We start from the raw sequence: 26,392 nt of genomic DNA, 5'->3' as shown, positions 1-26,392 counted from the left end.
CCGACATCGCGCTTTACATCACTGGATCTCGAGACCCTGATACGCCGGGGTGTGGATGGACCAGATGGCGCTGGGCACCCAGCCCACATTGCCCGCCGCGTCCATGGCCGGCACCGGCAGGTACAACTCGGCCACGGCCAGCTTGATCTGCGGATCGTTCGGGGTGGGCACCGTGATGGCGTACGGTGTGCCGTCGCTCTTGACCTCGGTGTTGACCAGGCCCTTCTTGTAATCGTCATAGGAGAAGGCGCCGACCGCGACATTGTCACCGGGGATGCGGTACCAGAGCTTCATCCGCCAGGGCGCGTTCGCGATCTCCTTGGGCAGGGAGATCTGCAGCGGGGTACCCGAGGGCACATCGAGGTTCGAGATCGATTCGCTGGTGCTGCAGTCGTTCAGGTCAATCTGGCTGTTCGCGACCTTCGGATCGCAGAACATGAAGGGCGACACCGTGACCGCCTTACCGTGCGCGTACGCGGTGATCTCCGGCTCCGGCTTGCTCGCACGATGGGCCACCACCGCGATGACGGCGACATAGGCCACGGCCACCACGAGCAGGGCCGCCAATAGCGCGACGATCGTGCGGGCGTTCGGTTTGCTCACCGTTGATTCCTGTCCTCACTGGGCGGGCTCCCCGGCGCCGTGAGCGCCGGGGATCTCCTGCTGCGCGTGCTGCGGTCGATTGCCGCCCAAACCGGGCAGCAGCGAATGCCCACGGTAACTGACCACCGTTTGCGCCAGCCCCAGCGCCATCACCGCCGTGACCGCAGCGAAACCTTTCCACCAGTCGGTGGGCAGCAGTACGCCCATCGAGCCGCCGATCACCCAGGACAGCTGCAAAACAGTCTCCGACCGGCCGAAACCGGAGGCGATCGATTCGGCGGGGAGATCGTCCTGGATGGCGGCGTCCAGCGAGACCTTGGCCAGTGCGCTCGCACCCGCGGCGACCAGGGTGGCCACGATCGCGCCGATCAGGTTGTCCAGCACGATGGCCACGGCCGCGGCCGCGACGCAGGACAGGGTGCACAGCAGCACGATCAGGGTGGGGCGGCCCAGCTTCATGCGCGCGCCCGTGGCATTGCCGGCGAAGTTGCCGATGGCGGCGGCCGCGCCGACCACACCGAGCATGGCGGCCTGCTGGACCGGGCGGTGTTCGGTGGCCTTGGCGACGAAAGCCACATAGAAGGTGAGGAATCCGGTGAGGACGCGGACCGTGCCATTGCCCCACAGACCGGTGACCACCGCGCGGCCCAGGGGCTGACGGCGGCGGCTGGGCTGGATCTCCGCGGCCTTGGTGGCGTCCAGCACTTCGGTGTGTGAATCGTCGCCGTGATAGGTCAGGGTCGCGGGGACCTCGCCCTCGGTGACCTCCACCCAGGACGGGATCTTCAGGCTGAGATAGCAACCGGCTCCGGCCAATACGGCCGCGAACAGCAGTGCGCCCGCCGAATGCGCCACCGAGGCGATGAGACCCGCCACACCGCCCGCGCCGAGTGTGCCGCCGACCAGACCGAAGACGGTGAGTCGGGAGTTGGTGCGCACCAGGTCGATTCCCGGTGGGAGTACACGCGGTGTGACCGCGCTCTTGAGCACCGAGAACGATTTACTCAGAATCATCATGCACAAGGCGAGGGGATAGAGCGCCCAGTTGTTCACATTGAAGATCAGCAGTACCGCCACCAGCACACGCACAGCGAACGAACCCGCGAGTGCCAGTCTGCGACCGCGCTGCAATCGATCCAGCATGGGACCGATCAGGGGCGCGATCACCGCGAACGGGGCAATGGTGATCAACAGGTACAGCGCGACCTTGGTCTTGGATTCGGCTGTCGCACTGGCGAAGAACAGGGTGTTCGCCAATGCCACGGCAACCGCCGCGTCCGTGGCGAAGTTGGCCATGGTCGCGTAGACCAGCGCGGTAAGCCCGGACTCCTCGGCCCCATCCGCCTTGGCGGCCCGCTGAAAAGTCGCGAATCCCCGCTCGGTCAGTTCGATACTCCGCCGCGCCGCCACCCGCGTAACGGTCAACTTCCGCGGCGGTTTGTGCAGCCCGGCATCGCTGATCTGCTCGGTCTCGCCATCCCGCTCATGCGAGTGCGGTAGCGGCCGAGTCGTTTCCGGCCGGGTGGGCTCCGGCTTCCCCCGACTCGCACGCGCGCGCTCCGAATCGGGTGTGGGCGTTTCGCGCCCGCCGGGCAGTGCCGCCCGCGACTCCGGCGGCAGTGCGGCGTCACGTGGTCGTTGCGCGCCATAGGTATCCGGTGGCTGCGGCGTATCGGACGGGTGGTCGGGTCGTGCGGCAAAAGGCTTGGTGAGAGGCGTTTCCGGTGGGGTCGGCTCGGAGCGTCGCTGCGACCATCGGGAGGTGCGCCGCTGCTGCTCGTCGGCTCGGGTGCCCGATCCGAGTGGATGTCCGGACGCGTCGGACGGCTGTGCGGGGGTCCGGTGGGCCAGGAACTCCGGCACCTCGGACTGACCGCCGCGCTGTTGCCGCGCGGGCTGGTTCGCGGGCGGATACCGGTCGTATCCGGGATGCCGATCGATGAGTGGGGACTCCTCGTCACCCCACCGACCGGAGTCGGCGTCGGGTTCGCGGGGAGTCGTCACGCGCTCAATTCTTGCAGTGTCGAACGACAGCGGCTCCACTACGGCGGGTGTGCGATGACACAGGGCGGACGTCCAGGTCTCTGGACAGCGCCGCACGATGACGCATTCATGCAGGGCAGAACGTTATGCGCCGTGAGTGTGGTCGCGGTACGGCCGCGCCGCCGGGTGGAAAATCGCCTCAACCACGTGTGGTTCTCGCGCACCAACATGCGGCGTGTCGGGTTTATCCGGGTGCGTCAGGCGGGGGTGAAACGGACTTCGTAGGTGGTGGGCCACTTCTTTCCGGTGAGGAGGAAGTGGTCGGTGCCGGGGAGGGTGGCTATGCCGTTGAGGACGTCGGCTCCGGGCGGGCGGGTGGAGCGGGGATAGAGGGCGGAGGCGTCGATGGTGTGCAGGACAGCGCCGGTTTCGGGGTCGATGTGCAGGATGGTGTCGGTGGGCCAGGCGTTGGCGTAGACGGAACCGTCGGGGGCGCAGTCGAGTTCATTGAGTTTGCTGCCCTGATGGCTGGTGAGGGTGATGGTTCCGGTGGGGGCGAAGGTTTTCGGGTCGCGGAAGGTGAGGGTGTCGGTGCCATTGCTCATGAGGACGCGACCGCCGCGGGTACACAGGCCCCAGCCCTCGCCGTCGAAGGTGGTTCTGCGCAGTTCGGCAAGGGTTTTCGGATCGCGGGCAATGGCGATGCCGTCCTTGTAGGTGAGCTGCCACAGCAGCTCCCCGGCCGCGGTGATGCCCTCGCCGAACATCGGCGCGGACAACTCGGCGCGCGCGAGCTCGTTCGCGCCGTCGAGGGTGGTTGCGCGGATGTACGACTGACCGGAGAGCCCGGTGCTTTCGTACAGCGTGTCGCCGTCGATCTCGAGACCTTCGGTGAATGCCTGCGTGTCGTGCGGGCGAGTCGCGATGACTTCGACACGCAGACTCGGCGTGTCGTCAGCTCTGTCGCATGCGGTGATTGCGGCGGCCAGGCACATGGCCGTGGACAGCACGATCTTCACGGCCGCTACCGGTGCACGACGTTTGCGCTCCATACGGCAAAATGTAGGGCGTGAGCGCGGTTGGAGTTTCGGAGTCCGGTGTTCGGCCGATCCTGGCGGAGGCGGTCGACCTGGCTCGCCGTGCGCTCCTGGAGTTGGAGCCGCTCGGTGTCGGCAGGCATATCGGTGTCACCGCCGAGGATGATTCGGCGGCCACCCATCACTTCGAGGCCACGCTGCCCGGCTATCGCGGCTGGCAGTGGGCGGTTGTCGTGGCCGCCCCGCCCGAGGCGACGCATGTCACGGTGAGCGAATCGGCGCTGCTGCCGGGTCCGGACGCGCTCATCGCCCCGGACTTCCTGCCTTGGGATCAGCGCATCCGCCCGGGTGATCTCGCCCCCGGCGATCTGCTGGCCCCGCCCGCCGGCGATCCGCGCTTGGTCCCGGGCTATATCGCCAGCGGTGATCCGGTCGTCGACGATGTCGCCCTCGAGCTCGGCCTCGGCCGCCCCCAGGTGCTGAGCCGCGAAGGCCGCGAGGAGGCCGCCGATCGCTGGTTCTCCGAATTCGGTCCGGAGACCGATATGGCCCGTGCCGCACCGGGAACCTGTGGCGCCTGCGGATTCTTCGTTCCGCTCGCCGGTGGGCTGCGTGCCGCGTTCGGTGTCTGCGCCAATGCGATGGGCGCGGACGGCCGTGTGGTGCATATGGAGTACGGCTGTGGCGCGCACTCCGATACCGAACTCCCCACGGGTGCGGGCTCACCGATCTACGAGGCCTTCGACGACGCCGCTTTCGACGTGATCCCGGCCGAAGAGCTCCGCAAGCCCGAACCCGCCCCCGAGACTCCGGCCGCCACGGTCGAGGTCGCGACCGAGACTCCGGCTGCCGAGGCGGACGATTCGGCCGCCGGGGTCGTGGTCGCCGCCGCGACTCCCGCAGTGCAGGCGGAGACCGTCGTCGCCGATGTCATTGCCGTCGTGGACAACACCGGCGAGGCGGTGACCGTGGTCGAATCGGTCTCCGACGCCGGGTCCGCGGTGACCGTCGAAGCGGCCGATGTCGCCTCGGAATCCATTGTGGTCGAAGGTGTTCCGGATGCCGTGGCATCCGAATCGGCACCCGTCGAACCCGCGGCGCCGGATGCGCCCGCCGACAATGGGATTCCCGCCCTGTTCGATATCGCCGATCCCGATGCGGTGGTCGATGACGCCTGGGGTGTGAGCGCGGTGCGCGTCGAGACCGAGACCGGCGCGGCGGATACGGACGACTCCGGAGCCGCGGAGTAGTCGACGGCGCGCGCGGCCGGGATATCGGACGCCGACACAGTGATCGGGTTGGGTCATTCGGGCCCACCCGGGTTTGAATTCAGCACAGCGGTTCCCGCTGCGCTTCGTCGTGCCTTCCGGCTGGTTCGGGCACGGCGAGCGGTATCGCGGCGGCCGGGCGCACACGAGCGGAAGGGATGCGTGGGTTGAACGGCGGTAGGGGAGTGGGGGATCCGTTCGATACTGCGGGACTGCGGGCGGGGGTGATCGCCGCCTGGCTGGGATCGCCCACCCGATTGCGCGAGGACGCCGCCACCGAGTCGGACCTGGTGCGCGCGGGCTACCGGGATCGGCTGCTGACCGAGCTGGCGCAGAATGCCGCCGATGCCGCCGCCAAGGCGGGGGTCGCCGGAAGGGTCGATGTCCGGCTGGACGGCCGCACCCTGCATATAGCCAATACCGGTGTGGCGCTGGATGTTTCGGGTGTGCACGCGCTGACGGCGCTGCGTGCCTCGGCCAAGTCCGGCGCCGATGCCTCGGTGGGCCGGTTCGGTGTCGGTTTCACCGCCGTACTGAGCGTTTCGGAGGAGATCGAATTCCGTTCCAAGGGTGGTTCGGTGCGGTTCTCCCGTGCCGAGACGCTGGCGCTCATGCGGGCGGAGGGTGTCGAAATACCCGATGTGGAAGGGGATTTCACCCCGCCCGCCCTGCGATTGGCCTGGTCGAGTGATGCCGAGCCCGCGGCCGGATTCGACAGTGAGATCGTCCTGCGACTCCGCGACGAGGTGGACGCCGATGCGCTGCTGGCCGGTATGCGCGCCGAAGCGGTGGATCTGCTGCTGGAATTGCCCGCGCTGCAGAGCATTCGGATCGCCGACGACGAGATAGCCAGTGCGGTAACCGATCTCGACAATGGTATCCAGGAATTGCGGATCACCGGCGAGTGGGAGGACCGCCGCTGGTGGCAGTTCCGGACCGCGCGGGCACGCTGGTTGCTGCCCGTCCGGGAAGGGCGTCCGGTTACCGCGCCCCAGGATGTACTGCGCGCCCCCACCCGTTCGGATGAGGAACTGTCGCTCCCGGCGTTGCTGATCGCCGATATCCTGATGCAACCGGATCGCCGCCGCCTGCTGCCGGGTGCCCGCATCGCCGAATTGGCCTCGGGTTATGCCGATTTCGCGCTGGCACTGCCGCCCGCCGATCGCCTGGTGCTGGTCCCGGCCCCGGGGTTCGCGCGTAGCGAGGCCGATGCGACGCTGCGGGAGGCCCTGATCGCGGAGCTCCGCGAGACCGCCTGGCTGCCGGTGCTGCACGGCCCTGATCACGCGCCCGGAATCGCCGCGCCGCGCGCCGCCGATCCGCTGCTCGATATCGATGCCGCGCTGGATGCGAACGCCGCACGTGGCTCGGCGCCCGCCGCGGCGACCATTCGGGACGACGAATTCCAGCTCGCACTCGATTTGACCGGGTCCGAATCCACAGTGAATGACGTTCTCGGCCATGATCTTTCGTCGGACGCGAGCGGTACGTCCGCGGTCGCGGACGCGCAGAACTTCCGCGGTGTGCTGCCGCCGCGGAGCGCGAGCGTGTTCACCGGTGCGACCCCGGAATTGGCGGGTTTGCTGGCGGAGATCGTCGGGCCGCTGGTTATCCCGGAGCTTTCCGGCCGTGCCGGATCCGATGCGCTCGGCGTGCTGGACGTGCATCGCATCGGCCTGGCCCGGATCGCGGAATTGTCCGGCAGCCTGGAACGCCCGGCGCAGTGGTGGTATTCGCTGTATGACGCCTTGGAGCCGTTCGTCCTGGATCCCCTCTCCGTGGAGGAGTTGGGCGCGCTGGCGGTGCCGCTGACCGACGGCCGAGTGGTGACGGGCCCGCGCACGGTGGTGCTGGATGATCAACTGGAATCGGCGATTCCGGTGCATTGGGCCCGCCTGGTGCATCCGGAGGCCGCACACGAACTGCTGGGCCGTTTGGGAGCACGTGCCGCGACCCCGGAGGATCTGCTGAACGATCCTGCCCTGCGGGCGATTCTGGAGGACGACCCGAGCGACCCGGATACCGTGGAGGCGGTGCTGAACCTGGCCGCCAACGCGATCCCCGGTTCCTTGCCGTCCTGGCTCGGCCTGCTCGAATTGCCCGACAGCACAGGCGAATTGCTCCCCGCCGATGAACTCCTCCTGCCCGAGGCCCCGCTGGGACGCGTCCTGGTGGAGGAATCACCATTCGAGACCATCGCCGATGAGACGCTGATCAAGTACGGCCCGGAAGCCTTGCGCGCCATCGGTGTCGGCTGGAGTTTCACCGTGCTGACCGAGGAGGACCCCACCGGTCCGGATCATCATCTCGATGACGAGGACAGCTGGTGGGAGGATCTGCGGGAGGACCCGCCGGTGCTGCGGGCCGTCCGCGACCTGGACCTGGTCGACGAGGAAGAGTGGCCGGAAGCGTTGCGCCTCTTGCTCTCCGACGAAACCACTCGCCCGCTGCTCGCCGATCGCGACGGCTATACGGCCTGGTGGCTGCGTAAGCACGCGCATATCGACGGTATCCCGCTCGGACTGATGCGCCATCCCGAGGATGAGAGCCTGCACGGTCTGCTCCCGGCGATCCCGGGCTTCGCCGATCCGGATCTGCGCATCCTGCGCGGCGTTCTCTCGGCACCCGAGATCATGACCGCCCAGCTGGCGGAGGAGCTCCTGGACGCACTCGCCGATCCTGCGAGAATGCCTACCCCCGAGGCGATTTCGACCACGCACCGCCGTCTGGCGGAGGCCATGGCGGCGGGTCTGCTCGACGTCGACGATCTGGATTTCCCGGGTCAGGTCCGCGCGCTCTCGGGTGCGGTCATCGATCCCGCCGACGCTCTGGTCCTGGATCAGCCCTGGTTCGGTCCGGCGCTACCCGCCGACCGTCTGGTGGTGGGCGATATCGCCTCCGCGCAATCGCTTGCGGCCCTACTGGATCTGCCTCTCGCATCGGAGGTGGTCACCGCCGAAGTGCTCGGCGTCGGCCGCGCCACCACCTGGTCCGCCGACCCGCTCGGCATCCTGCTCCGCCTGCAGCTCGATACCCCTACCCGCACAGGCGAACTCGTCATCCACGAGGAACTCCGCGTTCGTCTCACGGGCGCGGTAGAGGCCACGGTCGCAGTGCCGTGGTGGCAGGTCGGCGATACGACGCACGTCCGGTCTCAACCCCACAGCGGCTAGCCCCGCCTCCGTCATCCCGGCATGCTTTCGGCCGGGATCTCGCCCAGCTCTGTGGATCCCGGCCGAAACGCGCCGGGATGACGGGGGCTGGGCCGGAAATAACTCCGGCGCGCGAAGGATTCGCGCGCCGGGGGAGGGTGGGCGGTTCAGGAGGCGTGTGAGCAGACCAGGGTTGCTAGGAGGTCCAGCTGTTCGCGGGCCGCGATGCTGTCATTGTCGACGAGCCAGCGCAGCACGATGCCGTCGATGGTGTTGAGCGTGAAGCGGCTCAGCGTGGCGACGGGGATATCCCACTGGGTGCCGGTGGCTTCACGGGCGTGTTCGACGATGTCGGCGAGCGTGGAGTCGTTGAACGTGTACTGCTCGCGAGCGATTGCGAGTTTGGCCGGAGTTTGTTCGCCCTCGCGTAGTGCGTAGGTGGTGGTTTCGTAGGTGAGTAGTTGACGTTCGGGTGTGGCTTCGACGTTGAGCCACATGAGTTCCAGGGCGGAGCGCACCAATTTTCGAAGCGCTTCTTTTCCAGTTCCGACGTCTTGCCATACCGCTTCGTTGGCGTCGACGGAATCACGCAATTCCATCGAGAGCGCCTTGACCAGCTCGGTCATCAGCTGATCTTTGTTTTCGAAACAGTAATGCACCACACCGAGCGAAACACCGGCTGCCTGTGCAACATCGCGCGTGGTAACTCCTGCCACGCCCTTTTTTTCGGCAAGGCCGATGGCCGCCTCGATAAGGTGGGCCCGTCGTTCTTCGACGCTCAATCGGGAGGACACTCCAGGGAGTTAAGCGTCCGGGAAGCGTGCAGTCAATTCGCGCGCTGCGAAATTCCTGACTGGACGAACGTCCAGTTCTATGGTTCGCTGCCTTCCGGAACGGAAGGAGACGCGAATGGCGCTGTCGGACAACGGAACGACCGATCCGAGCGAGGTCACGACCGTCTCGCGCAGAACCGTGCTGGCCGGTGCGGCGGTGGGCTCCGCGGCGCTCGCGGTTTCGGCGACATTCGCGCTACCTAACGCTCCGGCGCACGCCGATTCCGGCGAATACCTGGTCGGAGTGGGCATTTCGGACATAACCGGTCCGGCTGCCGAATGCGGCATGATGGGTTACTCGCAATTCGGACAGGACACCGCGGGTATCCACCTGCGTCCGCGCGCCCGCGCCTTCATCTTCGGTACCGAAGCACAGCGCCTGGTCTACGTCGTCGCCGACAACGGCATGATCTTCCAATCCGTGCACCGCGGGGTCATGACCGAACTCGCCAAGCGATTCGGTGATCGCTACACCGAACAGAACACCCTGCTCACCTCGACGCATTCACACGCCACCTGCGGCGGCTCCAGTAATGACTACGCCTACAACCTCTCCATTCTGGGATTCCAGCAGCAGGTGTACGACGCCGAGGTGAACGGCATCGTCGAGGCCATTACCGCCGCCGATGCCGATCTCGCGCCCGGCAGCCTGGCCCTGGGCCGGGGCGAACTGCACGACGCCAGCGTGAACCGCTCCAGGATCGCCTGGGAGCGCAATCCCGAAGCGGATAAACAGGTCTACCCCGATGCCATCGACCCCACCGTCACCGTGCTGTCCCTGCGCCGGGGCGGCCGCGAGGTCGGCGCCATCACCTGGTTCGCCACCCACAACACCTCCATGAGCAATACCAACCGGCTCATCAGCGCCGATAACAAGGGTTACGCCTCATACTCGTTCGAGCACGAGGAGCACGGCGTCCGCTATCTGGACGGCGCCGATTTCGTGGCGGCCTTCCCACAGACCAACTCCGGCGATATGTCGCCCAACCTGAATCTGCACCCCACCGACGGGCCGACGCGGAACGAATTCGATAACACCCGCATCATCGGCGACCGCCAATACCGTGCGGGCAAGGCCGCTCTCGCCGCGGCCCGGCCGCTGAGCGGACCGATCGACAGCATGCTCTGCTACATCGATATCGCCGATATCGAGGTCGACGGCCGCTGGACACCGAGCGGACAGCCCCGGCATACCGCTCCCGCCTGCGCGGGCGTATCCCTCATCGCGGGCAGCATCGAGGACGGACCCGGCCTGCCCGGCATCCCCATCCCCGAGGGTGTGCGAAATCCGTTCGTGGACGCGCTCGGCGGCGTCAACCAGCCGATTCCGGACTGGCTCGCCGACGCGCAGGCTCCCAAGGCCATTGTCGCGCCGCTGGGCATCATGCCGCCGGTGCCGTGGGTGCCGAGTGTGGTGCCGCTGCAGATCGTGCGCATCGGCGAGCTCTATCTCGCCTGTGGCGGAGCGGAATTCACCATCACCTCCGGTCTGCGTATCCGGCGCGTCGTCGCCGACGCCCTGGGTGTTCCGCTCGAACAGGTCCTCATGCAGGGCTACGCCAACTGCTATCACGAGTACGTGGCCACCCCCGAGGAGTACGACGCCCAGCAGTACGAGGGCGGATCGACCCTGTACGGCCGGTACACCCTGCCCGCCTATCAGCAGGAATTCCACCGTCTCGCAACGGCTTTCGCCGCCCAGCAGCGCGTGCCGCGCGGTCCCGCCCCGCGTGATGTCTCCAATCTGCAGCCCGATTTCGTCGCCACACCCGGCCCCGACGCCACCCCACCCGGCGCGAACTTCGGCGATGTCCTCACCGAGCCCGCCGCGAGTTACGCTCCGGGCGAGCAGGCCGCCGCCGAATTCGTCTCGGCCCATCCCAAACACAACAATCGGCGCAACGACACCTTCCTGGAAGTCCAGCGCGCCGGTGCCTCCGGCTGGACCCGCGTCGCCAATGAGGGCGAGTGGGACGTCAAATACTTCTGGTCCCGCCGGGGCGCGGATATTTCGGTGGCTCGATTCACCTGGGACATCCCCGCCGGAACACCCTCCGGCCGTTACCGTTTCCAGCATTTCGCCGACCAGCTCGCGACCGACGGCACCCTGCGCCCCTTCATCGGCACCTCGAACGAATTCGATATCGCCTGAGCTGACCTCCCTCGCCATCCCGGCATGTTCTCGGCCGGGATCCACACCCGCAGCGCGGCAACCTGTTGCTGTGGATCCCGGCCAAGGGCGCGCCGGGATGACGAGGCTGGTCTGGGATGACGAGGGCGGTACTTCTGCTCACTCCAGGCCGAGCTGTGCGCCCTTGTCGCCCCGCCGCGCACCCCGCCGCTGGATCGCGAAGATGGTGTAGCCGAGCAGGCCGACCCCCAGCCCCATCAGGCATACGGGCCGCGCGGTGGCCCAGTCATCATTCAGCCACACCGCGATGCTGGCGATCAGGAACCCGATGCTGCCGACCAACAGGACCGGTCGGGGGTCGGTGAAGCGCGGGGGGATTTCCGGCACGGGCTGAGTCACAGGTTTAAGGGTAGACAGTGCGGGGGTACTAGGGAGTGCGGGCGCGTACCGGTGGGTTCGTCACCCGGTCGCAGGGCCGGAATCCTGCATGTCGGTGCGGGTGTACCCCGGGAGCGCACGAACAGGCGTCCCGTGCGCGAGGCGTCCCGTATCGTTTCGCCTTGTGACAACGCCTTCCGATATTCGAGCGCTCGCCGGTGAACTGTCGCTGGCGGTGGTGCGCTTGACGCGACATCTGCGAGGTAGGCGCGCCGATGCCCAGATTTCGCTGACCCAGCTCTCCGCGCTCGCGACGCTCAATCGCGACGGTGCGATGACCCCGGGCTCGCTGGCAGCCAAGGAGCGCGTCCAACCACCGTCCATGACGCGAGTTATCGCGTCACTCTCGGAAATGGCGCTGGTACAACGCGATCCGCATCCGACCGACGGCCGCCAGATCATCGTCTCGCTGTCCGAGAGCGGGCGCGCGCTCATCGCCGATGAGACGCACGCCCGCGAAGCCTGGATGACCGAACAGCTCTCCAGGCTGAGCCCGGAGCAGCTGTCGGTGCTGGAGCAGGCGGTCGGCATCATGAAGCAGATCGTCGACCAGTCGGAGTAGCCGCGGCGGTCAGCCGGGCGAGCGGCCGTACCTGAGGTACTCGGCGAGTAGTTCGGCACCCAGCCCGGGTGTCAGTGGCCTATACGCCAGGGATTTCGTATTGCCCAGGTAGACCGGATCTTCGGTGAGCCAGCAGGCGCGCCGCAGGGTCGGCTTGTCGATCTTGCGGGTCGCCGTGACCGGGATCGACTCGATGATCCGCACGAAGCGGGGCGCCCACTTGGTGCCGAGATCGGATTGGGCGGCCAGGAAGCGGCCGAACAGCTCCGGATCGAACTTCACGCCGGCGTCCAGCTCCAGGGTCGCCATCACCTGATCACCGGTGCGCGGATCCGGAACCGGGTAGACCGCCGCGATCCGCACCCCCGGAAAGCGGGCCAGAATCCGCTCCACCGGGGCGGTTGAGAAGTTTTCGCTGTCCACCCGAATGCGATCGCTGGAGCGCCCGGCGAAGTAGAAGAAGTCGTCGGCGTCCCGGTAGCCGAGATCCCCGGACCGGAAGGTCGCGCCGTCGATCCGCTCCGCGGTCGCCTGGTCATTGCGGTAGTAGCCCTCGAACATGGCCGCGCCGGTGCGGTTCACGATCTCGCCGATGGCCTCGGCGGCATTGAGCAGCACCCCATTCGCGTCGAAAACCGCACGGGGGCATTCGTTCCCGTCCTCGTCGTGAATGGCGACCCGCATGAATTCTGGCGCCCGGCCGAGCGAGCCGACCGGGGAATCCGGGGTCAGCCGAATCACCACACCGCCCTCGGAGGAGCCATAGCTCTCGACCGGCCGCACCCCGAACCGTCGCGCGAACTCGTCCCGGTCGCGGGGAGCCGCTTCGGTGCCGAAGGCCGTGCGCAGCTTGGTATCCCGCTCCAGCGGCGACTCCGGGGTGGCGAGCAGATACGCCAGCGACCGCCCCACATAATTGAAATAGGTTGCGCCGAACCGCCTTACATCCGGCAGGAATCCCGAGGCGGAGAAGCGCCGCCGCATGGTGAAGGTCGCGCCGGTGAATACCGAAGGGGCCCAGCACGCCATGATGGCATTGCCGTGGAACAGCGGCATGGCGTTGTAGGTGACATCATCGCGGGTCAGCGACGCGTGATTGACCGCGCCCAGCGCCGCCAGCCGCCCGGTCGTGCAGATCACCGCCTTGGGTGCGCCGGTCGATCCCGAGGTGAAGGTCAGCAGCAGCCGGGTGGATCGATCGCGGGCCTCGGGCGCGACCCGTACTGGGCGCGCGACCGCCTCGGAAACCCGCTTCCGCCACTCGGATTCGTCGGCGATCAGAATGCGGCCGGCCTCGACCCCGGTATCCAGTTCGGTGAGCGATTCGCGTCGGTCGGCATCGGTGATGATCAGATCGCAGTCCACGCCGCGGATATCGGCGGCGAGTTCGGACCCGCGCCGAGTCGGATTGATACCGATCAGCGTCGCGCCCGCGAAGGCCGCCGCGCCGAGCAGGAAAATGTACTCGGGCACATTCTCCAGCAGCACCCCGAGATGGAACGGCCGTCCGGGCCGCCGCAGTTCGGCGAGTACAGCCGCGCGGGCCGCGCATTCGCGCACCACCTCGTCCCAGCTCCAGACGGAGTCCTCGAAGCGCAGCCCGGGATGCCCGTCTCCCTCCCGCATGAGCAGCAGATCGGTGAAGGTCAGGCCGCGCTCGGCGACCTCGACGGGTGTCAGCCGCGGAATCTCCGGGCCGGTGGCCCACAACGGATTGTCTTGCATACCGGAAACTGTGCCGTGGTCCGGCCGGTTCAGGCGGCGAAAGCCCGGTCACTGGGCACGATTTCGCGCCCCAGCGGGAACAGTGAGATAGGGATGAGTTTCAGGTTCGCCCAGGCGAAGGGAATCCCGATGATCGTGATGGCCAAGGCGATACTGGTGAACAGATGCCCCAGTGCCAGCCACCACCCGGCGAAGATCACCCAGATGATATTGCCGATGAGCGAGCCCGCACCCGCACCCGGCTTCTCCACCGCTTCGCGCCCGAACGGCCACAGGACGAACGAGGCGATGCGGAATGATGCGATACCCCACGGAATGGTGATGATCAGGATGCAGCAGATGAGTCCGGCGATGAGGTAGCCGATGGCCATCCAGAATCCGACCAGCACGAGCCACAGGATGTTCAGGAGCAACTGAATCGGTTTCACGCTCTCCAGCATGCCAGTGCGGGCGGCGCGGCGGCACCGGGAAAACCCTTACTTCTGAGTGGGGACACTGCTCCGGGTGGGCGGTGAGCAGTCCGAATTGCCTGGGTATCGACCTATTCATTCTTGGCCGCTGTTAATGTCGAGCAATTGAAAATAACTCCAGCTCCATAGGTTTCTCCGGTCAAATAAGGGACGGGAGCATGCTTTGAGCAATCGAATGCGAATCGGTGCGGGAGCGATGGCATCGACCTCCGCATCGGCCGCCGCGGCCGATCATCGCGCAGAAGGACTTCAAACCGCTGCTGTCCAATGCCATGACGACCCTGGGCATTCCGGAGACCATCGTCGGCGCGGATATGACCTATGACGGGCATCTGGTGGTGCTGGCCTCGCGTGAGCTGTACGTCATGAACCGCGACCTCACCGGCGACCCCCAGGTCGTGCGCGCGGGCGATGACGAGACAATCTCCAACTCCATGGCCGTCGACGCGGACGGCGGCATCTACTTCGCCTCTGACAAGGTGACGCGCAAGGCGGTGTGGAAGGACGGCAAGCTCTCGACCGACGCGGCCGACGGGGCAGACCAACCTGGGCAATGGGGCCTACGCGATCGTCGAAGCGTTCCCCAATGGCGACCTGCTCTTCAACAGCATCGGCGGCCCGTTCCGCGCCAAGATCGCCAAGTAGCAACGGAAGGCCGGCGGGGCGGCGCCGAATCCGGTGCCGCCCCGCTGTTTTCGTCCAAGCTCAGAAGAACCAGCCCAACTCCGGATCACGATCGCCGACGAAAGCGGAGTCGAAGGCGCGCAGCACTGCCGCATCCTTCGCTTGAATTCGGTTGGCGGCGGCGAAGACTCGCGCCCGATGCGCGCCGAAGTACAGGCTGCTCAATACATCGATGCCGAGTTCCAGATCCGCCGAGCGCCCGGTGGGCGCGCATTCGGCCACCCCGTCGCGCACCCGCAGCGCGAAGTTCCCGCCCGCATCGCGGAACGGATCCTGCACGGTGAGAACGATATCCAGATCGGAGCGATAGGTGCGGGCGGACAAAGCCTTCGGCACATCCATGATCCGCGCCCACAGTCCGTCATTGCGGTCCGTGACGCGAACCAGCCGCGGGTTGGTCACCAGCCACGGCAGTGGATCGTCATCGGTGAGTTCCGCCTCCACCTTGTTCAGCAGATCGAGGCTGAGCAGCACCCGCCACAGCGCGATATGCGCCTCCGGGGTGACCGCGCGGAATTCGGCGATGGTGGCCACCGACTCGTGCTCGCGCCACTGACGGCGGTAGAGCACATAACCGTCCGGATGGGTCAGCACGAAGAGGGTGGACGAACCATCGCGATAGCGCTCCGGATCGGCGAACCAGATATTCCAATTGGCGTCCGGCCGCGCCTGGCCGCCGGGTACCAGTCGCCGCCAGCGATCGTAGACCTCGCGGATATGGTCGTGTGAGTCGGCGAGCTTCGCGGTCCGCACGCCACCGGGATCCGGTGTATCGGAACGGAATTCGGCCCGCTTGCGGTCGATGGTGACCGTATTCGCCGTAGTGGCCGGACCGTAGCCGAAGCGGCCGTAGATGGTGCCCTCACTGGCGGTGAACATGGTGAGCGGAACACCCTCGGCCTCGGTGCGCGCGTGCTGCTCGGTGTAGAGCGCGCGCAGAATGCCGCGCCGGCGGTGTGTGGGCGCGACCGTCACCGAGGAGACGCCACAGGCTTGGATGGTGCCCTCACCGGGCACGGTGACCGTCATGGTGGTGTCCACAGTATGGCCGACGATCTGCCCGTCGTCGACCGCGACGATCGCGCGCTCGACCGGGAACAGGTCGGGGATATTGTCGACTTCGGGCTTGTCGTAGCGCATACCGAAGCAGACCTCGGCCAGTTCGATGATGGCGGGAAAGTCGCTCTCGGTGGCCGAACGCAGGATGATGCCATTCGCAAGTGCCATGGTTCGACCATCCCATGAATCCGAACCCGGGCGCATTCGATTTTCCCCCGGGTGGCGTCACCCGCCCCCGAACTCCTTCGGGTGACGCCACTCGCCCCTGCGGTCCCTCCCCGGCGTCGCGCCTCCCCGCGCTTCGCCGCCCCCCGGACTCCGCCATCCCCCCGGATGGCGCTCCCCCCCGGGTACCGCCACCCCCCGATGGCGTCCCCCCGGTTTTGTCACCCTCCCCGGTGACGTCCCCTCCGATTCGTCACCCTCCCAAGTGACGTCCCCCCGGTACCGCCGCCACCCTCCCCGGTGACGTTCCCCCCCCGGTCGAGATCGTCTCGATCTCGTGAGAACTACTTTGCCCGGCGGCACTGATGATCTTCTTAACAAGTCCTTGCAGAACCGAAACCCTGTCGGCGGAACGGCTTCCACAACGACGAAACCCGCCTCCGTTGTGCCGGAAGCGGGTTCGATGTCAGGTATTACGCGACCGGGCTCAGCGCTCGGTGATGCCGCGGTAGTCGCGCTCGGCGTGGCCGGTGTAGATCTGCCGCGGACGGCCGATCTTCAAAGGCTCGCTGTGCATTTCGCGCCAGTGCGCGATCCAGCCCGGCAGTCGGCCCATGGCGAACAGCACGGTGAACATGCGGGTCGGGAAGCCCATGGCGCGGTAGATGACGCCGGTGTAGAAGTCGACGTTCGGGTACAGGCGACGCTCGATGAAGTACTCATCGGTCAGCGCGGCCTCTTCCAGGGCCTTGGCGATATCGAGCAGCTGATCGTCGCCGCCGATCTTCTGCAGAATCGTATCGGCGACATTCTTGACCAGAGCCGCGCGCGGGTCGTAGTTGCGGTAGACGCGGTGTCCGAAGCCCATGAGCTTCACGCCGTCTTCCTTGTTCTTGACCTTGCGCACGAACTCCTTGACGTCGCCGCCGTTCGCCTTGATCTCGTCCAGCATCTCCAGCACGGCCTGGTTGGCGCCGCCGTGCAGCGGACCCCAGAGCGCGTTGATACCGCCGGAGACGGAGGTGAACAGGTTGGCATCGGACGAACCGACAAGGCGCACAGTCGAAGTCGAGCAGTTCTGCTCGTGATCGGCGTGCAGGATGAGCAGCATGTCCAGCGCCGCGGCGACCTCGGGGTCGACCTCGTACGGTTCGGCCGGGAAGCCGAAGGTCATGCGCAGGAAGTTCTCGACCAGGCTCAGCGAGTTGTCCGGGTACAGGAACGGCTGACCGACCGACTTCTTGTAGGCGTAGGCCGCGATGGTCGGCAGCTTGGCCAGTAGTCGAATGGTGGAGAGCTCGACCTGCTCGGGATCGCGCGGATCCAGCGAATCCTGGTAGTAGGCCGACAGCGCGTTCACCGCGGAGGAGAGCACCGGCATCGGGTGCGCGTTGCGCGGGAAGCCGTCGAAGAAGCGCTTCAGATCCTCGTGCAGCAGGGTGTGCCGGCGGATCCGGTCGGTGAAGTCGTCGAGCTGGGCCTGGGTCGGCAGCTCACCGTAGATGAGCAGGTAGCTGACCTCGATGAAGGTCGACTTACCGGCCAGCTGCTCGATCGGGTAGCCGCGGTAGCGCAGGATGCCGGCTTCACCGTCGATGTAGGTGATCGCCGACTTGGTCGACGCGGTGTTCATGAAACCGGGGTCATAGGTCACGTACCCGGTGCTGGCGAGCAGCTTGCCCAGGTCGATCCCGTCGTTGCCCTCGACGGCCTTGGCGACCGTCATCGGGTACTCACCGCCGGGGTAGCTAAGCACCGGCTTGGCGTCGTCGTCGACGTTGATGATGTTCTCAGCGGGCACGGAAGGATCCCTCTCAGGCTTGAAACCATAGGCTTCGGCGCGGTGGCGCACGACGCGCTTGCTTCAACGCTAGTCGCTGTCCGGTAAGCCCGACTAACGAGGGTGTCCCTTTGCTACCTCACAGTCACATGGTCGCGATGTGAGGATCGGCGCGGTTATGCGCTATGAGCATGAACCGCGCCGGTCGTCCCGCAGATGGTGGCTAGTCGTTGCAAACGGTCTTGATGATCACCGAATCGAAGGCCACGCGGGCGCGGTCCTCGGCCTCCTCGCGGGTCGCGCCGTAGCGGCCCACGTACTGGTGCTGGCTCTTGGAGTGGCTGATCGAACCGCAGTCGGTGAAGGCCACCAGCACCTCGCAGTTGTGGCCGTTGCAGCGGTTCAGCGCCTCGGACTTCGCATCCTCTTTGGTCGAATAGTTCCAGGAGGCATGCCAATTGCCCTCGTCGGAGACGGCGATCGCACCCCAGGCGGTGCCGGAGGCGTTCGCCTGGGCCGGAACGATGAGGCCCGCGAAGCCGATTGCGGCCATGGCGATGGTGGCGGTGATTGCCTTCTTCATGATGTTTCCCCGTGCATCCCGTAGAGCGTGTGCTGGTGATGCAGATGAAATTAGGGGGGCGTCTTTACGACTTCCTTGGGAAATTCTTATAAGGCGTTCAGGCGGGGATTTCGGCGTGCGCGCGTGCCACCCGGTAGCGGACGAAGGCCGGGAAGATCAGCGCCGCGACGACCATTCCGATCACCACCAGCACCCCACCGCCCGCGGCCGCCGCGGCGGTACCCACGGCCGCTGCCGCGAAACCGTGTGCAACATCACCGATTCGGGGTCCGCCCGCGACCACCACGATGAATACGCCCTGCAGTCTGCCGCGCATCTCATCGGTGGCCACCGACTGCAACATGGTGGTGCGCAGCGCCGCCGAGAACATATCGACCGCACCGCCGAAGGCCAGGGACGCGAACGCGATCCACAGTGCCACCGTCGTGCTCAGACTGTGCCCGGCCGCGCCGACCGCCAGGCCGAAGCCCACCATGCCGATGCCCCACAGCACGATCAGCACCACAACGGCCAAGCCCTGCCTGCGGATGCGCGACAGCCAGCCGGAGAAGACGCCACCCAGCACCGCACCCACCGACATGGCCGCGAACAACAGGCCCAGGGCGTGACCGCTGCTGGCGGTATCGCCGAAGCTGTCCTGCGCGATCTGCGGGAACAGTGCGCGCGGCATACCGAAGACCATGGCCACCACGTCGACGGCGAAGGACGCCAACAGGATTCGCTGGGTCGCCAGGTAGACGAAGCCGTCCAGGACCTCACGCAATCCGGCGCGGCGGGCCTCGCCGGTGGGCGGGATCGGCGGCAGTTTCCAGGTCGCCCACAGCGTGGCCAGCAGGGCGATGGAGTCCAGCAGATACAGCGTGGACAGACCGCTGACCGGAATCAGCATGCCCGCCACCACGGGCCCGGCGATGGCGCCGAACTGCATGACCGTCATGGAGAGCGAATTGGCCGCGGGCAGTTGATCTTCCGGTAGCAGGCGGGGGTAGATGGCGCTGCGCGCGGGCTGATTCACCGCGAAGAACGCCTGCTGCACCGAGAAGAGGATCAGGATCAGCCAGGGATTGTTCAGCCCGGCCGCGGCCTGCCCCCAGAAGGCCAGCGCGGTCAGGCCGGTGCCCGCGCTGGTGATCAGCAGCAGTTTGCGCCGGTCCATCACATCGGCGAGCGCACCGCCCCACAGGCCGAACACGATGAGCGGAATCAAGCCGAAGAGTCCGGCCAGTCCGACATAGGAGGAGCTGTGCGTGATGTCGTACAGCTGCTTGGGCACCGCCACTACCGAGAGCTGCGCGCCGATCACCGTGACGATGCCGGTGGTCCAGAGCCTCCGGTAATCGGCGTTGCGTAAGGGGGTTATATCGGCGAGCAGCTTCACCGCCGTGACATTAATGGGATGAATTGCTGTGCGACTAGCCTTTATTCATGGTCGTCCCATGATTCGAGAGTGAGAAACCCCACGAGCCGAAGTATTGCGATCATGCTGGTCAGGGCTGCAAACGCTCGACCTTCATGGCGGAGACGTCCGTATTGCCGGGTTCCAGAATGACGCGGAGGCGATTGTGCATGCGGCTGCGGCGACCCTGCCAGAACTCCACGTACTCCGGTTCGAGCAGGAATCCGCCCCACTGCGGCGGCACCGGAATCGAATCGACGCCCTCGAAACGCGAGGTCACCTGGGTGTGCTGACGATCCAGCTCCTCCCGCGAGGCGATCGGCCGGGATTGCAGTGAGGCCCACGCCCCGAGCTGCGAACCCCGCGGGCGGGACTGCCAGTAGATCGCGGTGGTCTCCGGCGCGACCCGCCGCACCGGACCGCGCACGGTGATCTGCCTGCCGAGCGCGGGCCAGACGAAAGTCGCCGACGCGTACGGCGTCGCGGTGAGTTGCCGTCCTTTGAACGATTCGTAATTCGTGTAAAAAGTCACACCCTCGGGGGACAGTCCTTTGCACAGCACGGTTCGAGAGGACGGTTTCGGACCCGATTCCGTGATCTCTACGGTGGCCAGCACCATGGCATTGGAATCGGTCAGTCCGGCACTGGTGGCGTGCTCGATCCAGTTGCGTAGCAACGGTTCCCAGCCGTCCGCCAGCCAGCTCTCGTCGAGGTCGGTCTCCAGGCCCGGATGATTGTCCCCGGCGTCGACTCCGTACTCCACGCGCAGGGCCGCGATATCGAGGTCGGGAGTGGCGTAATTCTCCTGGTCGGGCATGGGCCAGACGTTACTCCGCAGTAATGCGCGCGTTAAGGTCTAGGTGATCGGCGTGGCTGCCCATGGATCGGGCAGCCCGATTTGCAAGGAGAGTCACAACATGACTGCCAGCGCTGCGGCCAGCCCTGTCATCCCAGCTGATTTCGTCAGCGGTCTCGAAGGCGTGGTGGCATTCACCACCGATATCGCCGAACCGGATAAGGATGGTGGCGCGCTCCGGTACCGCGGCGTCGACATCGAAGACCTGGTCGCGAACCGGGTCACCTTCGGTGATGTCTGGTCCCTCCTGGTGGACGGTGAGTTCGGGCACGGACTGCCGCCCGCCGAGCCGTTCCCGCTGCCGATTCACACCGGCGATGTCCGCGTCGACGTGCAGGCCGGCCTGGCCATGCTCGCCCCGATCTGGGGCTACCAGCCGCTGCTGGATATCGACGACGACACCGCGCGCGACAATCTCGCGCGTGCCTCGGTGATGGCGCTGTCCTATGTCGCGCAGTCGGCGCGCGGTATCTACCAGCCCGCCGTACCGCAGCGGAAGATCGACGAGTGCACCACCATTACCGAGCGGTTCATGACCCGCTGGAAGGGTGATCCGGACCCCAAGCACACCGAGGCCATCGACGCCTACTGGGTCTCCGCGGCCGAGCACGGTATGAACGCCTCCACTTTCACCGCCCGCGTCATCGCCTCCACCGGCGCCGATGTGGCCGCCTCGCTCTCCGGCGCGATCGGTGCCATGTCCGGCCCGCTGCACGGTGGCGCTCCGGCCCGTGTGCTCCCCATGATCGAAGCGGTCGAACAGTCCGGTGACGCCCGTGCGCTGGTCAAGGGCATCCTGGACCGCAAGGAGAAGCTCATGGGCTTCGGTCACCGGGTCTACCGGGCCGAGGATCCGCGCGCCCGCGTGCTGCGCGCCACCGCCAAGCGCTTGGCCGCCCCGCGCTACGAGGTCGCCGCCGCGCTCGAGCAGGCCGCCCTGGCCGAGCTGCGTGAGCGTCGCCCGGACCGCGCCATCGAGACCAATGTCGAGTTCTGGGCCGCGGTCATCCTGGACTTCGCCGAGGTGCCGGCGCACATGATGCCCGCCATGTTCACCTGTGGTCGCACCGCCGGTTGGTGTGCGCACATCCTGGAGCAGAAGAAGCTCGGCAAGCTGGTCCGCCCCGCCGCCATCTACACCGGTCCGGCCCCGCGCCTGCCCGAGACCGTGGTCGGCTGGGACACCGTCGTCCGCAAGTGATTTCGGTGCGCGCCGAATAGGCAACACCCCCATACAGTTCGTGGCCCGCAGCGGATTCCGCTGCGGGCCACGCTGTTTCGTACCGGGCCGGGGCCTCGTCATTTCGAGTCGGCCCGGCCCCGTCATCCCGGCGTGCTTTTGGCCGGGATCCACGATGTCAGCTGACTAGACCTTCACCACAATCGTGCTGACGATCTTGTCGGCCAGGGTCTGGCGCTTGCCGTCCCACAGCGGCATCAACCAGCCGATGTAGCAGGCCAGGCTGTCCACCACGTGCAGCAGTTTGCGGCCGATGGCCAGACCGAATCCGACCGGCTGACCGGTGGCCTCACGCACCAGGCGAATCCCGACGATCTTCTTGCCGGGCGTCTGTCCGGTGGTGCCCTCACGGTAGGCCAGGAACAGACCCGCGCCGATGTAGAGGATCAGCGCCAGGCCCATGCAGATGCCGCCGAGCGCGTTCATCCCACCGGCGGTGCAGCCGGCGCTGTAGTTGGGAGTCGAGCTGTAGGCGCTGTCGTAGAGGGCCGAGCAGTCCGGCGAATCCGTACCGGCCGTGGACGCGATGATCTGTAGCAGCGCGCCGGGCAGGAAGAACATCAGCGCGTCGAGCAGGTACGCGCCCACCCGAGCACCCCAACTCGCGTACGGCAGTTGCGGTGCGCCGTAGGGGGAGTAGCCCCCCTGGCCGGGTTGCTGTGCGCCATAAGGCTGTTGGGTGTAGTCGTAGGCCGGCTGTGGTGCGGCACCCTGCTGTGGATAGCCGGGCTGTGCGGTCGGCTGCTGTGGATAACCGGGCTGCGACGGTGGCTGCTGCTGTGGATAACCCGGCTGCGAGTAACCCGGTTGTGCGGGCTGCTGCGGATAGCCGTAACCGGGCTGTGCGTCCTGGGGCGGGTAACCGTATCCGGGCTGCTGCGGGGGATAGCCGTAGCCGGGCTGCTGCGGCGGATAGGGATTGTTCGGGTAGGTCATGTACTTCCTTGTTGCGAGTCGAAACGGCCGGTGCCGCAAAGGGGGAAGCGGCACCGGGCACCCCCCGATTGCCGCCGATTGGCTACCGGCGGACAAGGTGACTGGGCCGATACAGTCTGGAGCACCGCGGGCGTGACGGCGCGCCGGGGCTGGGAAGAACTGAAACACGGAGGTACGACATGGCATTGGAGATGCGGACGCGCTGCGAACGTTGCGAGGCTGTCGATTTGCCCGCGGACGGTCCGGCCGTCATCTGCTCGTACGAATGCACGTTCTGCGAAGCTTGCGGCCGAACAATGAATTACGTTTGCCCGAATTGTGGTGGTGAATTGGTTGCGAGGCCGCGAAGGTCCGAATAACGCTGATTTCAATCCTGGGCACCCGGTCCCCGGTGGCATAACCTGCCCAGGTGCTCGACGCAGGACTTTCCCGGAGACGTTTGCTCACCGTCGGCGTGGCCATGGCCGCCGGTTACGTATCCGCCGGTTGCGGCCGGGCGAGCGGGAACGATCGCATCCTGGAACCGCCGCTGAGCCGCACGGACAAGGGGCTGGCCCCGGCCAACCTGCCGCTCGCGCACGGCGGGTTGAACCCGGACGCGGTGGCCGCCCAATACGCCGGGAAGAAGCCGCAGCAGTGGGGGACCGATATCCCCGGAATTCTCACCGACTTCGACGCCGCCGGAAAGCGATTCGCGCTCACCTTCGACGCGTGCGGCGGCCCGGGAAATAATGACGTCGACGAGAATCTACTGAGTCTGCTTATCGCACAGCAGCTTCCGGCCACCCTATTCGTCAACAAACGCTGGATCGACGCGAATCAGGCGCGTGCGGCGCAGCTCGCGGCGAACCCGCTCTTCGAACTCGCCAATCACGGCACCGCGCATCGGCCGCTCTCGGTGAACGGCCGCGCGGCCTATGAGATCAAGGGCACCGCCTCGGCGCAGGAGGCGGTGGACGAGGTCTGGGGCAATCATGAACGCCTCACCCGGCTGGTCGGCCGCGCACCGCGCTTCTTCCGCACCGGCACAGCGCATTACGACGAATTCGCGGTGGCCATCGTCAAGGACCTGGGCGAAACCCCGGTCGGCTACTCCCTCAACGCCGATTACGGTGCGACCTCCACCGCGGCCCAGGTGCAGGCGAACATGATGACCGCGAAACCGGGTGGTATCTCGCTGGCGCATATGCACCGGCCGCGGTCCGGGACCGCACCCGGTATGTACGCCGCCCTGACCGCTTTGAAGGCCAACGGCTTTCAATTCGTGAACCTGCCGTAGTCCCGGGGCGTCAATCGAGTTCGCGGGAGGCGAGCCAGTCGACCGTCGCCGATTCGCCGCGGTCGATGGTGAAGAAGGCGATCTCCAGATGTCTGCCCAGGTCCACCAGCTCCAGGGCGGCCAGCGGGACGGGCTGGATGATGCGGACGCGCCAGGGCGCGGGTTCATCCCAGGCGTGCAGCTCCAGGTCCAGGCGCAGCACCGGATCATCGCGGCCGGTGTAGTCGGCGGCGATCGGGGTGGCGGCCAGGACGGTGGCCCGCGCCCGGCGGCCGTCGGCGAGGATCTTGGCGATATTGGTGCGGCTCGCCTCCTCGATGGCGGGCACGTAGAGCACCACGCGGTCGAGATCGCCCGGATCGACGCGGCAGCACACCACATCGCCGGGCTGCATCCATTCCTGGTCAGGGGTATTGACGCGCTGGCGGACCCGGGTCTCGTAGGCATGCCTGCCCTCGAGCTGGATTCGCACCCAGAACTCCTGGCCGGGGCCGGGACGATCCCGGCCGCGCGGCTCGGATTCGGTGCGCGGATCGGTATTCTCCGAGACCGAGTTCCGGGCCGCGGAGCGGACGCTCAGGATTGTCGCGGTGCCCTCGATGCCGTGCATGAGCAACTCGCGGCGGGCGGCATCGTCCAGTGCCGGACCACGGCGAACCAGGCCGTGTGAGCCGAATTGTGAGGACAGGCGCAGCCCGGTGAGGCGGCGCAGCAGGCTCGGGCGCGGCTCGGGATCCGCGCCGCGACCGGTCTCACCTGCGGTAATGCCTTGTGCGGCGGTCGAATTCGAGGGCTCGGTGGGTGCACCGGCGGAAGATCCAGGTCGCTCGTGCGCGGCCATGTTCATACCGCTGAACGGTAGTGGGTGTGTGGTCTCCGCCACAGCGATACTCGCCGTTTGCCGAAGCCCGAGGTCCGAACGTGTTGCAGGGTCGACCCACTCGTTTCGGGGCCGATGCGCAGCAACTACCCTTGTCGCCATGACCTCTGCGTTCCCGACCATCCCCGACGATCTCAAGCCCGCCGACGGACGGTTCGGCTGCGGACCCTCCAAGGTGCGTCCCGAACAGCTGCAGTCCCTGGTGGATACCGGCGCTTCGGTGTTCGGTACCTCGCACCGGCAGAAGCCGGTCAAGGACGTGGTGGCGCGGGTGCGTTCCGGCCTGCGCGAATTGTTCGCCCTGCCCGACGGTTACGAGGTCGTGCTCGGCAACGGTGGCACCACCGCGTTCTGGGACGCCGCCGCCTTCGGCCTGATCCGCGAGAAGTCGCTGCACCTGACCAACGGCGAGTTCTCCTCCAAGTTCGCCTCGGTGGCCAAGGCCAACCCGTTCATCGGTGATCCGATCGTGGTCAAGGCGGAGCCGGGCAGCGCGCCCGAGCCCACCTCCGATCCGTCGGTCGACCTCATCGGCTGGGCGCATAACGAGACCTCCACCGGTGTCGCCATTCCGGTTTCGCGCCCCGCGGGTTCGGAGAACGCGCTCATCGCCATCGACGCCACCTCGGGTGCGGGCGGTCTGCCGGTGAACATCGCCGATTCCGATGTGTACTACTTCGCACCGCAGAAGTGCTTCGCCTCCGATGGCGGGCTGTGGATCGCCCTGATGAGCCCGGCCGCGCTGGCCCGCGTCGAGGAGATCAAGAACTCCGGTCGTTTCACCCCGGAATTCCTGTCGTTGCCCATCGCGGTGGACAACTCCACCAAGGATCAGACGTACAACACCCCGGCGCTCGCCACGCTGTTGCTGTTCGCGAATCAGATCGAATGGATGAATGGCAACGGCGGACTCGATTGGTGCGTGAAGCGCACCGCCGATTCCTCGTCGCGCCTGTACAACTGGGCCGAGACCAGCGAATTCGCCACCCCGTTCGTGGTGGATCCGGCGCATCGCTCGCAGGTGGTCGGCACCATCGATTTCAATGATTCGGTGGATGCGGCGCAGGTCGCGAAGGTGCTGCGCGCCAACGGAATCGTCGATACCGAGCCGTACCGTAAGCTGGGTCGTAACCAGTTGCGCGTCGGCATGTTCCCGGCCATCGATCCGGAGGATGTGTCGCAGCTGACCCGCTGCATCGATTGGGTTGTCGGACAGATCGGCTGACCCGGTAAGACCGTCCAGCCCAAAGGTTCGCGGCCCGTCTCATTCTGGACTGAGTGGAGCGGGGGAGCGAAGCGGAGGAGCGGAGGGAGGGAACAATGAGACCTCCT

The 26,392-nt window shown here is 66.6% G+C and carries 22 protein-coding genes; 8 read left to right on the top strand and 14 right to left on the bottom strand.

The window, feature by feature from the left end:
• Window positions 1-18: 18 nt before the first annotated feature.
• From OHB26_RS07985 to OHB26_RS07975, 3 genes are all read right to left on the bottom strand, one after another.
• Window positions 19-603: a DUF2771 domain-containing protein gene (locus OHB26_RS07985; RefSeq protein ID WP_330183567.1), complete on the bottom strand. Its 585-nt coding sequence runs from the start codon at window positions 601-603 to the stop codon at window positions 19-21.
• Window positions 604-618: 15 nt separating this feature from the next.
• On the bottom strand, window positions 619-2,199 hold the full coding sequence (locus OHB26_RS07980) for an MFS transporter (protein WP_442942990.1): 1,581 nt from the start codon (window positions 2,197-2,199) through the stop codon (window positions 619-621).
• Window positions 2,200-2,843: 644 nt separating this feature from the next.
• On the bottom strand, window positions 2,844-3,638 hold the full coding sequence (locus OHB26_RS07975; RefSeq protein WP_330183565.1) for a glutaminyl-peptide cyclotransferase: 795 nt from the start codon (window positions 3,636-3,638) through the stop codon (window positions 2,844-2,846).
• A 17-nt stretch (window positions 3,639-3,655) separates the two neighbouring features.
• On the opposite strand from OHB26_RS07975, the gene OHB26_RS07970 reads away from it, so the two are divergent.
• On the top strand, window positions 3,656-4,873 hold the full coding sequence (locus tag OHB26_RS07970; RefSeq protein ID WP_330183564.1) for a DUF3027 domain-containing protein: 1,218 nt from the start codon (window positions 3,656-3,658) through the stop codon (window positions 4,871-4,873).
• Between the two features lie 176 nt (window positions 4,874-5,049).
• Entirely contained in the window at window positions 5,050-8,064 is a 3,015-nt protein-coding gene (locus OHB26_RS07965; protein WP_330183563.1) for a sacsin N-terminal ATP-binding-like domain-containing protein, read from the top strand.
• A gap of 146 nt (window positions 8,065-8,210) precedes the next feature.
• Here OHB26_RS07965 and OHB26_RS07960 read toward each other — a convergent pair whose 3' ends face one another.
• A complete protein-coding gene (locus tag OHB26_RS07960) occupies window positions 8,211-8,825 on the bottom strand; it encodes a TetR/AcrR family transcriptional regulator (protein ID WP_330183562.1) in 615 nt (204 codons plus the stop codon).
• 127 nt (window positions 8,826-8,952) lie between these two features.
• On the opposite strand from OHB26_RS07960, the gene OHB26_RS07955 reads away from it, so the two are divergent.
• Window positions 8,953-11,028, top strand: a complete 2,076-nt coding sequence (locus tag OHB26_RS07955) for a neutral/alkaline ceramidase (RefSeq protein WP_330183561.1) — start codon at window positions 8,953-8,955, stop codon at window positions 11,026-11,028.
• 138 nt (window positions 11,029-11,166) lie between these two features.
• Here the strand turns inward: OHB26_RS07955 and OHB26_RS07950 are convergent, their stop codons facing one another.
• Window positions 11,167-11,406 (bottom strand): DUF2530 domain-containing protein, encoded by a 240-nt coding sequence (locus OHB26_RS07950; RefSeq protein WP_330183560.1) that lies wholly within the window; start codon window positions 11,404-11,406, stop codon window positions 11,167-11,169.
• A 163-nt stretch (window positions 11,407-11,569) separates the two neighbouring features.
• Between OHB26_RS07950 and OHB26_RS07945 the strand changes: the two genes are divergently transcribed.
• Window positions 11,570-12,007 (top strand): MarR family winged helix-turn-helix transcriptional regulator, encoded by a 438-nt coding sequence (locus tag OHB26_RS07945; protein ID WP_330183559.1) that lies wholly within the window; start codon window positions 11,570-11,572, stop codon window positions 12,005-12,007.
• Between the two features lie 9 nt (window positions 12,008-12,016).
• On the opposite strand, the gene OHB26_RS07940 is transcribed toward OHB26_RS07945, so the two are convergent.
• The 7 genes from OHB26_RS07940 to pdxH form a co-directional block, all read right to left on the bottom strand.
• Window positions 12,017-13,633 carry an AMP-binding protein gene (locus OHB26_RS07940; protein ID WP_442942989.1) on the bottom strand — a complete coding sequence of 539 codons (1,617 nt, stop codon included), beginning with the start codon at window positions 13,631-13,633 and terminating at the stop codon, window positions 12,017-12,019.
• 128 nt (window positions 13,634-13,761) lie between these two features.
• The gene (locus tag OHB26_RS07935; protein WP_330185535.1) at window positions 13,762-14,151 is read right to left on the bottom strand and encodes a YccF domain-containing protein; all 390 of its coding nucleotides are present in this window, start codon (window positions 14,149-14,151) and stop codon (window positions 13,762-13,764) included.
• Window positions 14,152-14,907: 756 nt separating this feature from the next.
• Entirely contained in the window at window positions 14,908-16,113 is a 1,206-nt protein-coding gene (locus tag OHB26_RS07930) for a GNAT family N-acetyltransferase (RefSeq protein WP_330183557.1), read from the bottom strand.
• A gap of 484 nt (window positions 16,114-16,597) precedes the next feature.
• A complete protein-coding gene (locus OHB26_RS07925; RefSeq protein WP_084514680.1) occupies window positions 16,598-17,911 on the bottom strand; it encodes a citrate synthase in 1,314 nt (437 codons plus the stop codon).
• A 202-nt stretch (window positions 17,912-18,113) separates the two neighbouring features.
• Window positions 18,114-18,473 carry a DUF4189 domain-containing protein gene (locus OHB26_RS07920; RefSeq protein WP_330183556.1) on the bottom strand — a complete coding sequence of 120 codons (360 nt, stop codon included), beginning with the start codon at window positions 18,471-18,473 and terminating at the stop codon, window positions 18,114-18,116.
• 97 nt (window positions 18,474-18,570) lie between these two features.
• On the bottom strand, window positions 18,571-19,851 hold the full coding sequence (locus tag OHB26_RS07915) for an MFS transporter (protein WP_330183555.1): 1,281 nt from the start codon (window positions 19,849-19,851) through the stop codon (window positions 18,571-18,573).
• Between the two features lie 109 nt (window positions 19,852-19,960).
• Window positions 19,961-20,686, bottom strand: coding sequence for a pyridoxamine 5'-phosphate oxidase (gene pdxH / locus OHB26_RS07910; RefSeq protein ID WP_330183554.1), 726 nt, complete (start codon window positions 20,684-20,686; stop codon window positions 19,961-19,963).
• 100 nt (window positions 20,687-20,786) lie between these two features.
• On the opposite strand from pdxH, the gene OHB26_RS07905 reads away from it, so the two are divergent.
• Window positions 20,787-21,926, top strand: a complete 1,140-nt coding sequence (locus OHB26_RS07905; RefSeq protein WP_330183553.1) for a citrate synthase 2 — start codon at window positions 20,787-20,789, stop codon at window positions 21,924-21,926.
• Window positions 21,927-22,091: 165 nt separating this feature from the next.
• On the opposite strand, the gene OHB26_RS07900 is transcribed toward OHB26_RS07905, so the two are convergent.
• Window positions 22,092-22,901 carry an RDD family protein gene (locus OHB26_RS07900; protein ID WP_330183552.1) on the bottom strand — a complete coding sequence of 270 codons (810 nt, stop codon included), beginning with the start codon at window positions 22,899-22,901 and terminating at the stop codon, window positions 22,092-22,094.
• 179 nt (window positions 22,902-23,080) lie between these two features.
• Between OHB26_RS07900 and OHB26_RS07895 the strand changes: the two genes are divergently transcribed.
• Both OHB26_RS07895 and OHB26_RS07890 read left to right on the top strand, forming a co-directional pair.
• Window positions 23,081-23,260 (top strand): DUF1272 domain-containing protein, encoded by a 180-nt coding sequence (locus OHB26_RS07895; RefSeq protein WP_330183551.1) that lies wholly within the window; start codon window positions 23,081-23,083, stop codon window positions 23,258-23,260.
• Window positions 23,261-23,310: 50 nt separating this feature from the next.
• The gene (locus OHB26_RS07890) at window positions 23,311-24,180 is read left to right on the top strand and encodes a polysaccharide deacetylase family protein (protein ID WP_330183550.1); all 870 of its coding nucleotides are present in this window, start codon (window positions 23,311-23,313) and stop codon (window positions 24,178-24,180) included.
• Window positions 24,181-24,190: 10 nt separating this feature from the next.
• Here OHB26_RS07890 and OHB26_RS07885 read toward each other — a convergent pair whose 3' ends face one another.
• Window positions 24,191-25,027, bottom strand: a complete 837-nt coding sequence (locus tag OHB26_RS07885) for a hypothetical protein (RefSeq protein WP_330183549.1) — start codon at window positions 25,025-25,027, stop codon at window positions 24,191-24,193.
• Window positions 25,028-25,160: 133 nt separating this feature from the next.
• On the opposite strand from OHB26_RS07885, the gene serC reads away from it, so the two are divergent.
• Entirely contained in the window at window positions 25,161-26,285 is a 1,125-nt protein-coding gene (serC, locus tag OHB26_RS07880; RefSeq protein WP_067568373.1) for a phosphoserine transaminase, read from the top strand.
• The last annotated feature ends 107 nt before the right edge of the window (window positions 26,286-26,392 follow it).

It is taken from the genome of Nocardia sp. NBC_01503, from assembly GCF_036327755.1.
GTDB lineage: Bacteria > Actinomycetota > Actinomycetes > Mycobacteriales > Mycobacteriaceae > Nocardia.
Note: the sequence above shows the minus strand (reverse complement) of the source record. Positions and strands in the feature narration are given on the sequence as shown.